This window comes from Pseudomonas sp. P5_109, assembly GCF_034009455.1.
Classification (GTDB): Bacteria; Pseudomonadota; Gammaproteobacteria; order Pseudomonadales; family Pseudomonadaceae; genus Aquipseudomonas.
This window is the reverse complement of sequence record NZ_CP125380.1, coordinates 6,061,731-6,074,305: the sequence shown is the minus strand read 5'-3', so window position 1 is coordinate 6,074,305 and position 12,575 is coordinate 6,061,731. Positions and strand designations below refer to the sequence as shown.

Annotated in this window: 9 protein-coding genes; 4 read left to right on the top strand and 5 right to left on the bottom strand. The window is 59.7% G+C overall.

What is annotated here, in order from left to right:
- The first annotated feature begins 239 nt into the window (after positions 1 to 239).
- Together ettA and gdhA are read left to right on the top strand one after the other, a co-directional pair.
- Positions 240 to 1,904: an energy-dependent translational throttle protein EttA gene (gene ettA, locus QMK54_RS26995; protein ID WP_075948376.1), complete on the top strand. Its 1,665-nt coding sequence runs from the start codon at positions 240 to 242 to the stop codon at positions 1,902 to 1,904.
- A gap of 374 nt (positions 1,905 to 2,278) precedes the next feature.
- On the top strand, positions 2,279 to 3,616 hold the full coding sequence (gene gdhA, locus QMK54_RS26990; RefSeq protein ID WP_110657109.1) for an NADP-specific glutamate dehydrogenase: 1,338 nt from the start codon (positions 2,279 to 2,281) through the stop codon (positions 3,614 to 3,616).
- Here gdhA and QMK54_RS26985 read toward each other — a convergent pair.
- The 4 genes from QMK54_RS26985 to QMK54_RS26970 form a co-directional block, all read right to left on the bottom strand.
- Positions 3,613 to 4,107: a GreA/GreB family elongation factor gene (locus QMK54_RS26985; protein ID WP_110657107.1), complete on the bottom strand. Its 495-nt coding sequence runs from the start codon at positions 4,105 to 4,107 to the stop codon at positions 3,613 to 3,615. The genes gdhA and QMK54_RS26985 overlap by 4 nt on opposite strands.
- Positions 4,108 to 4,177: 70 nt before the next feature.
- A complete protein-coding gene (locus QMK54_RS26980; RefSeq protein WP_320401609.1) occupies positions 4,178 to 4,534 on the bottom strand; it encodes a hypothetical protein in 357 nt (118 codons plus the stop codon).
- A gap of 198 nt (positions 4,535 to 4,732) precedes the next feature.
- Positions 4,733 to 6,586 (bottom strand): DUF4105 domain-containing protein, encoded by a 1,854-nt coding sequence (locus tag QMK54_RS26975; protein ID WP_320401608.1) that lies wholly within the window; start codon positions 6,584 to 6,586, stop codon positions 4,733 to 4,735.
- 216 nt (positions 6,587 to 6,802) lie between these two features.
- Positions 6,803 to 7,291, bottom strand: a complete 489-nt coding sequence (locus QMK54_RS26970) for a DUF3015 domain-containing protein (protein WP_102672634.1) — start codon at positions 7,289 to 7,291, stop codon at positions 6,803 to 6,805.
- Between the two features lie 278 nt (positions 7,292 to 7,569).
- Between QMK54_RS26970 and QMK54_RS26965 the strand changes: the two genes are divergently transcribed.
- Both QMK54_RS26965 and QMK54_RS26960 read left to right on the top strand, forming a co-directional pair.
- Positions 7,570 to 10,008, top strand: a complete 2,439-nt coding sequence (locus QMK54_RS26965) for a Lon protease family protein (RefSeq protein ID WP_320401607.1) — start codon at positions 7,570 to 7,572, stop codon at positions 10,006 to 10,008.
- Between the two features lie 303 nt (positions 10,009 to 10,311).
- Positions 10,312 to 10,653 (top strand): hypothetical protein, encoded by a 342-nt coding sequence (locus tag QMK54_RS26960; RefSeq protein ID WP_320401606.1) that lies wholly within the window; start codon positions 10,312 to 10,314, stop codon positions 10,651 to 10,653.
- 6 nt (positions 10,654 to 10,659) lie between these two features.
- Here QMK54_RS26960 and QMK54_RS26955 read toward each other — a convergent pair whose 3' ends face one another.
- Positions 10,660 to 12,489, bottom strand: a complete 1,830-nt coding sequence (locus QMK54_RS26955; RefSeq protein WP_320401605.1) for a hypothetical protein — start codon at positions 12,487 to 12,489, stop codon at positions 10,660 to 10,662.
- Positions 12,490 to 12,575: the final 86 nt, after the last annotated feature.

Below are 12,575 nucleotides of genomic sequence, written 5' to 3'. Positions count from 1 at the left end.
GGACGCCCGAAGGGCGGCTAGCATGCCTTGAGTTGTGGCGAAGTGCCAGCCCCTGCCCGTCGGCTGGACTGCCATCTGTCATTAAGGTAGCTTTGCCGGTTACGCGGGAGCGTTCCAGCTCCTAGACTCAGACTTTTTCAGCGCGCACGTATTGATAGCCTCAAGCGAGCGACGCGCACGGTCTGGCCGGGCATTGCCTGCGCTCCAATCATTCATCTGTCACTGACCCTAGGTTCTCCATGGCTCAATACGTATTCACCATGCATCGGCTGGGCAAAGTTGTTCCGCCGAAGCGGGAAATCCTGAAAAACATTTCTCTGTCCTTCTTCCCCGGCGCCAAGATCGGCGTGCTCGGCCTCAACGGTTCGGGTAAGTCCACGCTGTTGAAAATCATGGCTGGCGTCGACACCGAGTTCGAGGGCGAAGCCCGTCCGATGCCGGAGCTGAACATCGGCTACCTGCCGCAGGAACCGCAACTGGATCCGACCAAGACCGTGCGTGAAGTGGTCGAGGAAGCGGTCAGCGTGATCAAGAACGCCCAGGCGCGGCTGGACGAGGTCTACGCGGCCTACGCTGAAGAAGACGCCGACTTCGACAAACTGGCTGCCGAACAGGCCAAGCTCGAAGCGATCCTGCAAGCCAGCGACGGCCACAACCTCGATCGTCAACTGGAAGTCGCCGCCGACGCGCTGCGTCTGCCGGCCTGGGATGCCAAGGTCGAATTCCTCTCCGGTGGTGAGAAGCGTCGTGTGGCCTTGTGCCGCCTGCTGCTGTCCGCACCGGACATGCTGCTGCTCGACGAACCGACCAACCACCTGGACGCCGATTCCGTTGCGTGGCTCGAGCACTTCCTGCACGACTTCCCGGGCACCGTGGTCGCGATCACGCACGACCGTTACTTCCTGGACAACGTTGCCGGCTGGATCCTGGAACTCGACCGCGGCGCGGGCATTCCTTACGAGGGCAACTACTCGGGTTGGCTGGAAGCCAAGTCCGATCGTCTGGCTGCCGAATCCAAGCAGCAGTCGGCCCACGAAAAGGCCATGAAGGAAGAACTGGAGTGGGTGCGCAAAGGCGCCAAGGCCCGCCAGTCGAAATCCAAGGCTCGTCTGCAACGCTTCGAAGAAATGCAATCGCAGGAATTCCAGAAGCGCAGCGAAACCAACGAGATCTACATCCCGGCCGGTCCACGCCTGGGCGACAAGGTCATCGAATTCAAGAACGTCACCAAGGGCTATGGCGATCGCGTGCTGATCGACAACCTGTCGTTCTCCATGCCTAAAGGCGCCATCGTCGGCGTGATCGGCGGTAACGGTGCCGGTAAATCGACCCTGTTCCGCATGTTGATGGGCAAGGAAACGCCGGATTCGGGCAGCATCGAAGTCGGTGAAACCGTGCAGCTGGCTTGCGTCGACCAGAGCCGCGAAGACCTGGATGGCAGCAAGACCGTGTTCCAGCAGATCTCCGACGGTTCCGACCAGATCCGCATCGGCAACTACGAGATCCCGTCGCGTACCTACGTTGGTCGCTTCAACTTCAAGGGCGGCGATCAGCAGAAGTTCGTCAAGGACCTGTCCGGTGGTGAGCGCGGTCGCTTGCACCTGGCCCTGACCCTGAAGGAGGGCGGCAACGTCCTGCTGCTCGACGAACCGTCCAACGACCTCGACGTCGAAACCCTGCGTTCCCTGGAAGAAGCCCTGCTGGACTTCCCGGGCGCCGCCATTGTGATCTCTCACGATCGGTGGTTCCTTGACCGCGTCGCGACGCACATCCTGGCGTACGAAGACGACTCGCAAGCAGTGTTCTTCGAAGGCAACTACACCGAGTACGAAGCCGACCGTAAAAAGCGCCTCGGCGAAGCGGCTGCCCAGCCGCATCGTGTACGGCACAAGAAACTGGCCTGATTTCGGGTTGGTTGCATAAAGAACGGAGCCTTCGGGCTCCGTTTTTTTTGCCTGTGTTTTTTCAATGACACCGAGTCGCGCCATTCGCGAGCGAGCCCGTTCCCACAGGGTTTTGTGAAAGGCACAAATCTCAATTCAACAGAAGATCCCCTGTGGGAGCGGGCTTGCTCGCGAAGGCGGTGTTCCTGATGGTGCAATACTCGAATGGTGAATCCCTATTCAGGTGCAAAAATGGTCAAAAAACAGATTAATTTATATCCTGTGCACCATTTAATTTCATGAATGCGACATTTTGCTCTGTTCCTGTGCGCGAATCGTTTGTTACAGTCCGGCTCAATCTCCTCCAACGACAATAAATTTGCCGAGACTTTTCCATGATCGAATCTGTCGAGTCCTTCCTTGCGCGCCTGAAAAAACGCGACCCGGATCAACCCGAATTCCACCAGGCCGTCGAAGAAGTTCTGCGCAGTCTGTGGCCGTTTCTTGAGGCCAATCCGCATTACCTGAACTCAGGCATCCTGGAGCGCATCTGCGAGCCTGAGCGGGCGGTGGTGTTTCGCGTGTCGTGGGTCGACGATCACGGCAAGGTCCAGGTCAACCGCGGTTTCCGCATCCAGATGAACAGCGCCATTGGCCCCTACAAGGGTGGCTTGCGTTTCCATCCTTCGGTGAACATGGGCGTTCTGAAGTTCCTTGCCTTCGAGCAGACCTTCAAGAACTCCCTGACTTCGCTGCCAATGGGCGGTGGCAAGGGTGGTTCGGACTTCGACCCCAAAGGCAAAAGCGACGCTGAAGTCATGCGTTTCTGCCAGGCTTTCATGAGCGAGTTGTACCGTCATATCGGTGCGGATGTTGATGTGCCGGCCGGTGATATCGGCGTCGGTGCTCGTGAGATCGGCTTTCTGTTCGGCCAGTACAAGCGCCTGAGCAACCAGTTCACCAGCGTGTTGACCGGCAAGGGCCCGAGCTACGGCGGCAGCCTGATTCGCCCGGAAGCCACCGGTTTTGGTTGCGTGTACTTCGCCGAAGAAATGCTCAAGCGTCGTGGTTTGGCGGTCGAGGGCAAGCGCGTGGCGATTTCCGGTTCGGGTAACGTCGCGCAATACGCCGCGCGCAAGGTCATGGACCTGGGCGGCAAAGTGATTTCGCTGTCTGATTCCGAAGGTACGCTGTACTGCGAAAGCGGTTTGACCGAGGAGCAATGGCAAGCGGTGCTGGAACTGAAAAACGTCCAGCGCGGGCGCATCAGTGAACTGGCCGGCCGTTTTGGCCTGGAATTCCGCGCTGGTCAGCTGCCATGGAGCCTGAGTTGCGACATCGCGCTGCCCTGCGCGACGCAAAACGAACTGGATGCCGAAGCCGCCCGCGCCTTGCTGCGCAACGGCTGCATCTGTGTTGCGGAAGGCGCGAACATGCCGACCACCCTTGAGGCGGTGGACCTGTTCATCGAGGCCGACATTCTGTTCGCGCCGGGCAAGGCCTCCAACGCGGGCGGTGTGGCGGTGAGCGGGCTGGAGATGTCGCAGAACGCCATGCGCCTGGCGTGGACCGCTGGCGAAGTGGACAGCAAGTTGCACGCCATCATCCAGTCGATTCACCACGCTTGCGTGCATTACGGTGAGGAGAGCGGCCGGGTCAATTACGTTAAAGGCGCGAACATCGCCGGCTTCGTGAAAGTCGCCGATGCGATGCTGGCCCAGGGCGTCGTTTAACTCGGCTCGATGCGGATCACTTCAATCTGTTGATCCCCGGCGGGGCGCAGCCACAGCACTTCGTCGTTGAGTCGTGCGCCGAGCAGTGCCCGACCCAGCGGTGAACCCCAATTGATCAGGCCGTGAGCGGCATCGGCCTGATCCTCGCCCACCAGCTGTACCCGGCGTTCGGTGGCGTGTTCGTCGGCGTAAGTCACCCAACTGCCGATCTGCACTTTCTCGGTCGAGGTCGCAGCAAGTACGACCTGAGCGCTGCCCAGGCGCTGCTTGAAGTAACGCAAATCACGTTCGAGATCGACCAGGCGCTGTTTGTCCGCCTGCTCGCCTTTTGCCGATTGCTCGGCATGCAGGGTTTGCAGTTCGGCGACTTTACCCTTTAGCAGGTCCAGGCCTTGTGGCGTGACGTAATTGGGCTGCGCGCTGACCTGCCGTTCGACAGGCTGATCGGCTTGCGCGGCGGCGTTATCTTCATTGACGAAGGCACGGCTCATGGAATTCTCCCGGTATAGGGTTTGGGCCATGGTCGCAGGCATTTGGTTTCACTGGATGTCTGAAAGCGACTTACGGCGAGTGATAAGCCCGTGCGGCGTCCTGATCCTTCTGCTGCTGCCAGGCTTTGTCCCGTTCCTCCAGATGGCTGTTGCGCCCATCCCCGCGGTCCTGGTTGTCGCGCATGGCCTGGCACTGGCGAAAGCCATCGCTCCAGCCTTCGGCGTACATTGGGTCCTTGAGGTAACGCGGGACGTTTTTGCGGAACTCGCCGGAGATCGCCCCGGCGGCCTGCCGACCGCTGCTGCAACCGTCATCGAAGCCATCGGCGAAGGCGGGCGGATAACCTTTGGCGAGCAAGTCATCGTGGGTTGACTGGCAACCTGCGATCAGCAACAGCACACCCAACCATCCTGCACACCGCCACATCTCACTCTCCCAAGCCGATACGCGGCTGTTAAGGAAAGTCTAGAAGTGGATTTGTCGGGTGGTTGTGAAAGCTGTGTCCGTATTTTGTCGAGCGCTACATAACCCCTGTGGGAGCGGGCTTGCTCGCGAAGGCAATGTGTCAGTGACATCAATGGCGACTGACACTGCGCATTCGCGAGCAAGCCCGCTCCCACAGGGTCAGTAGTGATACCACTTCAGCTCAAGCATCACTTCGTTCTCGGCCGTGGCCAAATGGCTGAACTCGCGTTGCGCGCTCAAGCGCAGACCGAGATTGCGCGATATTTCCCACTGCTGATGCAGGCTCAGGCTACGGCGCACTTCGCCATTGGTGAAGAAATCGCCTTTGGCTTCCAGGCTCAAGTTACCCAGCGGGTTCTTCCACAGCACACCGCTGTTGAAACCGGCGGCTGGCGCGACGAATGCGGCGAAGTCGTTGTTGTGCTCGATACGCACCGTGCCCAAGGCAAAACCGAGCATGTCATCGCCCAGTTGCCAGGTTCCGCCACCACCGCCGTTGACGTGGCTGACCAGGGTCTGGTCATCGTGCTTGCCCGGCACCCGCTCCAGGCCACCGGTGACTTGCCATGACAGCGGTTGCAGCAATTCGTTACGCGGGGTCAGGGAGCGAATGGTCGCCAGATCCAGTTGCTGCACTTGCCAGTCATTGCCTTCGTACTGGCGCAGTTTCAATTGCAGGATTTCGATCTGCGCGCCAAGGGGAAAGCTTTCGTTGTTGTCATTGAGGTCGTGATAAGCCATGCGCAAGCCGTACTCGCCAAAGGCTTTATCGCCACGGGTGCCGAGGCCGAGCTGCCAGGTTCGGGACTCGTGGCCGTCTTCAGGCAGGCCGGGTTGCGGGATGTCCAGTTCCGGTGCCGGGTTCTGGTTGATCGCCCGCAGCAGTTCGAAGCTGCGCTGGGCGCGCGCCGGGTCGCGTTCCTGACCGTTGGCGCGGTAGCGCTCCAGGCGATAGGCCGCATCGATGATCAGCGCCTGGCGGTCGCGGGGTTGCGTCTTGAACGCAGGATCTTGCAATTGTTTCTGATCGGCGCTGATTTTCAGCACCCATTGCTGCTCTTCAGGGTTCAACGGCTCAGCGCGACTGAGCAACTCGCGTTCCCGGGAGGGACGATACTGGATCGACTCCACCAGCCCGGCCTCTTTCACGGCCTTGACGGTGTCGGTGGGAATGGCCGTGAGCGGGAATTGCTCGGTCAGGCGCAGGCTTGGACGGGCCACTTGCAACAGTTCCAGCAAGCGGTATGAGCAGTTTTCGTCGAAGAAGAAGTAATCGAACTTGATCTGCTTCAGCTCCCAGACGTGCTCGACCATGCGCGCGGTTTCCTGTTGCGTCAGGTTCAGCCGGTATTCCCACAGGTCGCGGTTTTCCAGGCTGCGGTATTCCGAGAGTTTTTCCTGATAGGGCACCAGTGCGAACAGGCCGGGATAACCGCCCATCAGGCCTTTCCAGGCATAGAGGATGCTGTTGTCCGAACCCTCGATGTAGGCGCCGAAGTTGATGGCGTAGCTGAGCAGCGAAGTCTTGTCGTTCTTTACACCGGCCTGGTCGATGCGCAGCAGGGTGTGGCCGAACATCGAGGACGGGCTATTCAGATAGGCTGCCGGGAAGATCATCACCGCGCTGTCGGGCGAGACGTCCTTGAACCATTGCTTGAACTCGGCGCAGTCCGGCGTCGGCAGGCCGGTCAGGCCGAGTTGCTCTTTGAGCCAGCGGGTGCGGGCCGGGTAGACGCATTGAGCGTGTTGTTCACCGGCACTGTCCGGGGCGTACAGGGCTTGTACGGTCGCCGCCAGTTCATGGTCCGGGTGTTCATTGCCGTCAGCGGCGAGAAAGAATTTCGGATCGCTGACATAGCTGCGCCAGCCGCCGAGCTTGGCGGTCTCGTAATGGCCCAGGGATATCCAGAAAGGGTCGTTGGCCAGTTGCTGCAAACGTTGAGGGTCGATATGAGGCGCGGCGGACAGCGGGGCGCAGACACACAGCGCCAGCCAGGCAAGGCGTTTGAGCATAAATGGCAACTTAACTTGAAAAAAAATGAAGACCGGCGCGGTTGATGCTTCCCCCTGTAGGAGCTGGCTTGCCAGCGATGGTCTCTAAGGCGCCGCGTTTATCCAGTAGACACGCGTCATCGTTAACGACCATCGCTGGCAAGCCAGCTCCTACAGTACGCAGGCATCACCAAAAAAACAAAACCCGCTTCCCGAAAGAAGCGGGGCGGGTCGAGCTTAAGCTTGAGTTGCGTACTTGGCCAGACGAGGGTCGGCTTTGAGCACGGCCAGGGTGTTGGTATGCACATCTTCGGCAGTCACGTCAGCCTTGCTGAAGATCTGCTGGAAGTGCTCGTGAGTGACGGCGGCGAAGTGCGCACGGTCTTCCGGCGCCACGCCCAATACCACGGCATAGGTGGTCAGCGCTTCGCCCTGACCTTTGGCCATGTCTTCGGACAGCTCGTTCATCATGCCATTCATGGCAAACCAGGATTTGCCGCCATAGGTCAGCGCCGCATTGGTTGCGCAGCCGTTGGTGCCGGAGGTCATACCGAAGGTTGCGTTGCCGGAAGTGCCGTTGGTGGTGGATGCCAGGAAGTGAGCTGGAGTACCACGCTGGCCTTCGAACAGCATGTTGCCCCAACCGCAATCCGGGCCGCCAGGCGCTTGCGCCATGGCATTGATGGATACAGCGGTGAAGAGAGTACCAAGAAGAATCCGTTTCATAGCTTTATTCTCTTTATGTGCATACCAATAGACAAGGGAGTCTGGCCCGTTCCGGTGCCAGTGGGCCGGGCATTAGTCCAGCCGCGCAGTTTGGAGTTTAGGCACGATCACGGGGTTCCGTGATTTTTTGCAAAACATTCATGGGGAACGACGGCGCAAGCCCGGCCCGCCTGGGGTTGGCGGATTGACTATGCTCAGGCCTGCGGCGCTCCTTGCCAGTCGGGCATGGGCAGCGCCAGAATGCTGCCATCTGCCCCGCCTGATTGTAAGGAAGCCCGATGCCTGATCCTGTTGCTGCCAGCTTGCGTCTAGCGCCCGAAGCGCTGACCCGTCCGTTTTCCGCTGAACAGTTCAGCTTCTCTACCACCAATGATCTGGAGCCCTTTCGCGGTGTGCTTGGCCAGGAACGTGCGGTCGAAGCCTTGCAGTTCGGTGTGGCCATGCCACGCCCCGGTTACAACGTATTCGTCATGGGCGAGCCCGGCACTGGCCGGTTCTCGTTCGTCAAACGCTACCTCAAGGCCGAAGGCAAGCGCCTGCAGACCCCGGCGGACTGGGTCTACGTCAACAATTTCGATGAACCTCGCGAGCCGCGCGCGCTGGAGCTGCCGTCGGGCACCGCCGGTGCCTTCATCGCTGACATCAACGGCTTGATCGACAACCTGCTGGCGACGTTTCCGGCAGTTTTCGAGCATCCGTCCTACCAGCAGAAGAAAAGCAGCATCGACCGCGCCTTCAACCAGCGCTACGACAAGGCCCTGGACGTCATCGAGCGTCTGGCGCTGGAAAAGGACGTCGCGCTCTACCGCGACGCCAGCAATATCGCCTTCACCCCGATGGGCGACGGCAAGGCGTTGGACGAGGCTGAGTTCGCCCAGTTGCCGGAAGCCGAGCGCGAACGCTTTCACGAGGATATTTCGGCACTGGAGGAGCGCCTGAATGAAGAGCTCGCCAGCCTGCCGCAATGGAAGCGTGAGTCGAGCAACCAACTGCGTCATCTGAACGAAGAAACCATCACCCTGGCCTTGCAGCCATTGTTGTCGCCACTCTCGGAGAAATACGCCGAGAACGCGGCGGTCTGCGGTTATCTGCAAGCCATGCAGGTGTACTTGCTCAAGACCGTGGTCGAGCAACTGGTGGACGACAGCAAGACCGACGCTGTCGCCCGCAAGTTGCTGGAAGAACAATACGCGCCGAGCCTGGTGGTCGGTCACTCGGCCAGCGGCGGTGCGCCAGTGGTGTTCGAGCCGCACCCGACCTACGAAAACCTTTTCGGTCGTATCGAATACAGCACCGATCAGGGCGCGCTGTACACCACCTACCGCCAACTGCGGCCGGGTGCCTTGCACCGGGCCAACGGCGGCTTCCTGATCCTTGAAGCGGACAAAATGCTCAGCGAGCCGTTCGTGTGGGACGCACTGAAACGCGCCCTGCAATCACGCAAGCTGAAAATGGAGTCGCCGCTCGGTGAACTGGGCCGTCTGGCCACCGTGACCCTGACACCGCAACACATTCCGTTGCAGGTCAAAGTCGTCATCATCGGTGCCCGCCAGCTGTATTACACGCTGCAAGACCTCGATCCGGACTTCCAGGAGATGTTCCGCGTCCTGGTGGATTTCGACGAAGACATCCCGATGGTCGACGAGAGCCTGGAGCAGTTCGCCCAGTTGCTCAAGACCCGTACTTCCGAAGAAGGCATGGCACCGCTGACCGCCGATGCGGTGGCGCGCCTGGCCACCTACAGTGCGCGCCTGGCCGAGCACCAGGGGCGCTTGTCGGCGCGTATCGGTGACTTGTTCCAACTGGTTAGCGAGGCAGACTTCATCCGTCACCTGGCTGGCGATGAAATGACCGACGCCGGGCACATCGAGCGTGCACTCAAGGCCAAGGCCACGCGGACCGGACGGGTTTCGGCGCGGATTCTCGACGACATGCTGGCCGGGATCATCCTGATCGACACCGATGGCGCGGCGGTCGGCAAGTGCAATGGCTTGACCGTGCTGGAAGTCGGCGACTCGGCCTTCGGTGTGCCGGCGCGAATTTCCGCCACGGTGTACCCGGGCGGCAGCGGTATCGTTGACATCGAGCGTGAGGTCAACCTCGGCCAGCCGATCCACTCCAAGGGGGTGATGATCCTCACGGGGTATCTGGGCAGCCGCTACGCCCAGGAATTCCCGCTGGCGATTTCCGCGAGCATCGCCCTGGAGCAATCCTACGGTTATGTCGATGGCGACAGTGCTTCCCTGGGCGAGGCCTGCACCCTGATTTCGGCCTTGTCGAAAACCCCGCTCAAGCAGTGCTTTGCCATCACCGGTTCGATCAACCAGTTTGGCGAAGTACAGGCAGTCGGCGGAGTCAACGAGAAGATCGAGGGCTTCTTCCGTCTGTGCGAAGCCCGCGGTTTGACTGGCGAGCAGGGGGCGATCATTCCTCATGCCAACGTCGCCACGCTGATGCTCGACGAGAAAGTGCTGGCGGCCGTGCGTGCGGGGCAGTTCCATGTGTACGCGGTCCGTCAGGCCGACGAAGCCTTGAGTTTGCTGGTGGGCGAGCCGGCCGGCGAGCCGGACGAAAATGGCGAGTTCCCTGACGGCAGCGTGAACGCGCGGGTTGTGGAGCGCCTGCGGGTTATCGCGGAAATGATCAGTGAAGATGATCTGAAAGAAGCCGAGAAGGAGTTGGCGCAGGAGGCTTTGGCAGAAACCAAACCAGCTTGATGCAGTAACCCATGTGGGAGCGGGCTTGCTCGCGAAGGCGTCGTGTCAGTCGACATCAAAGTTGCATGACACACTGCTTTCGCGAGCAAGCCCGCTCCCACATTTGTTTGTGTGAGCAGCGGAAAAGCGTCGTCGAAATGGCGTCAATATTCACACTATGACCATTCGGCGCCTTTCGGTCTCCGCTCGGCCTGCAAGCCAGACTTTTCTTCTATTCTCTGCTCAAGGATATCGACAGTAATCACAGGATCGAAACAGCCTTCCCGCGGGGGCTGAATACCGGATCTACCGAGGGTCGCCGCCATGTCGCGCAACCTCTGTCTCACCCGTCAATGCCTGGGCCTTGTGACCCGTATCGAATGTGCCATCCGCCCATTGGCGGGAGATACGGGCATGTGGACTCTGCTCTTCGCCGCCGGAATGGCCGGCGAACAACCTTCGGCCATCAAGGCCCAAGGCCCGTTTCACGGTCCAATCGTCGCTGAATCAATCCTCGAAACCATCGTTGAAAGCCTGACCTTGCATGGCTACGAGTTGGCCGACGATCCGCAAATCTGGTGCCTGCACCTGCAAGCCCAGCTGCGGGAAATCAACGGGGGGCGCTGCCGGAACATGGGCGGCTTCGAGTTTCACCCAGAGCACTGAGTCGCACTATTGATCAAGGTGCGTCATATCGGCCTTGTCGAGTTTGACCTCGAAACCATATTGCACGGTGGCGAGGTCAGTGCGCTGATAGGTTTCCAGGCGCGTAGGCTGCCCGTAGAAGTAGTGCACGGCAAACTGCGCCGGACCTTGTGCGCTCGCGCCATGGCTGACCGATAGAATTTCCTTCAAGTAACTGCCGCTGTCGTCCTTGGCGAAGAAACGCCAGTCCTGGGCGGGATACGCCTTCAGGTCCACCACCAGCGCGTTGTCCTTGAGCTCGAGGCCCTTGGGCAGTTGGCGGGCATCGACGGTTTTTTGCTCGACCGTGGCCAGGAACAACGGCATCGAGCCCACCGCGTAGGCTGGCGTTTCCGGAAACAGGTTCAGATCATAAGTGATGGTGCCGCGCAGGGGGTCGATCTGGTACGCCTCGGGCGGCAGCTCGATCGGCTCGTCGCGTTTGCCGCGAGTGTCTTCGGTGAAGAAACTCACCGGACTTTCCCCGGGGTTGAACGATGTGCCGAGCAGTTCATCGTTGAAGCTGCGCAGGTGAGTGAATTCGATTCGCGCAGCGCTGGGATCGTCGACCGATTGACTGATGTTGACGTTCTTTTTCAGTTGGTCCTCACTCAGCGTTGCCCCTTTCAGCCAAGTCGCCGCCTGGTCGTCATACACCACTACGTGCGGGTTCAGGGGCTGGACAGACTTGTTCGCAGTCTCGGCATCGAAGCGCCAGATCGGCAGGTCGAGGTCCTTGCGGGTGACCGTGGCGGCGGAAAAATCCAGGATGCTCACTTCGAGGGTTTCGATCGTCCCGTTGAAGTACACCTTCGAGTAATGTCGAGCTTGCTGTTTCTCAAAGTTGCGTTGTTCTTCGTCGAGCTGTTTTTCCAGGGGCTCGCTCCAGCTCTTTTGCTGTTGCATCTTGGCCAGCTGCTGCTGATAGAAGGCAATTTGTACCGCGGTTTCATTGATTGAGCCGGCGCGCGCGATGAATTGCCCGGTGCTGTCCCTGGCCTGGACGATCAGCGGGTTCAGCGGTGCTTCTCTGACTTCGGGGGCCAGCGGCGCGCTGTTGTTGTATTCGATTTCCGCGTAGTTGTTCGTCAAAGTGAGCAGGGTGACGCTCAGGTTGTCATTGGTGCGGGTCTGGCCTACGTCCTTTTTCGTCAGGTCGAAGCTGTAGAGGCGGCGTGGCGCGATGACCTCGACTTTGCCTTGCAGGGTCACCGGTTGTGGCTGCTGCTTTCTGTCGATGTCGAGGCCTTCGATGAAGGGGTAGGCCACGGTCAGGTCATCGGGGTTGGTCAGGTTGGAGCTCGAAGGGCTCAGCTGGATGCCGGGGTCGGTTTCCGACCATTCCGGCTGGAAGGGAATCACGCGTTTATTGCTCAGGGTGACCGACTGCCATTCCAGTCCGTGGGGAAACAAAAACGCGGCAGGAACGCTGAACGTGAACGGAAACACCGGTTGCAGATCGGTCAGGTAGTCGGAACTGGAGTCCTTTTGCAGCACGAACAACCCATTGATATAGGTATCGACCAGGGCCTGCGGGGTCGGGTAGTGCTTGAGCATGGCGAGGGCGTCTTCGCCGTATTCGGTTTCCACCGGTTTGCTGTCGAGCTTGAGTTGCGCGCGTTCGAGCAGCAGCAGTGAGCCGCCCAACTCCGACACGGCATCCTTGAGTTTTGGATCCTGAATGGCATCCAGCGACTTTTCGAACTGCGCGGTTTTTTCTTCGAGGCTGACCTGGCGTTTTTCATCGCTGGGTGAGCAGCCGCTTAGCAGCAGCGCCAGGCAAATTCCGGCACTCGTTAAAGGCAATCGCACATCCATTTCCAGTCTTCCTGTCCGATACCACTGAGCGGTCAATGATTTGGACACTAGCAGAAAAACTTTGAAACACAGGCGCAGGTGGCGGA

Excerpts from the sequence above, each read along its gene's own strand:
- gdhA (WP_110657109.1), top strand. The coding sequence starts at position 2,279 with ATGATCGAATCTGTCGAGTCCTTCCTTGCGCGCCTGAAAAAACGCGAC.
- QMK54_RS26970 (WP_102672634.1), bottom strand. The coding sequence starts at position 7,291 with ATGAAACGGATTCTTCTTGGTACTCTCTTCACCGCTGTATCCATCAAT.
- QMK54_RS26960 (WP_320401606.1), top strand. The coding sequence starts at position 10,312 with ATGTCGCGCAACCTCTGTCTCACCCGTCAATGCCTGGGCCTTGTGACC.
- QMK54_RS26965 (WP_320401607.1), top strand. The coding sequence starts at position 7,570 with ATGCCTGATCCTGTTGCTGCCAGCTTGCGTCTAGCGCCCGAAGCGCTG.
- QMK54_RS26985 (WP_110657107.1), bottom strand. The coding sequence starts at position 4,107 with ATGAGCCGTGCCTTCGTCAATGAAGATAACGCCGCCGCGCAAGCCGAT.
- ettA (WP_075948376.1), top strand. The coding sequence starts at position 240 with ATGGCTCAATACGTATTCACCATGCATCGGCTGGGCAAAGTTGTTCCG.
- QMK54_RS26955 (WP_320401605.1), bottom strand. The coding sequence starts at position 12,489 with ATGGATGTGCGATTGCCTTTAACGAGTGCCGGAATTTGCCTGGCGCTG.
- QMK54_RS26975 (WP_320401608.1), bottom strand. The coding sequence starts at position 6,586 with ATGCTCAAACGCCTTGCCTGGCTGGCGCTGTGTGTCTGCGCCCCGCTG.
- QMK54_RS26980 (WP_320401609.1), bottom strand. The coding sequence starts at position 4,534 with ATGTGGCGGTGTGCAGGATGGTTGGGTGTGCTGTTGCTGATCGCAGGT.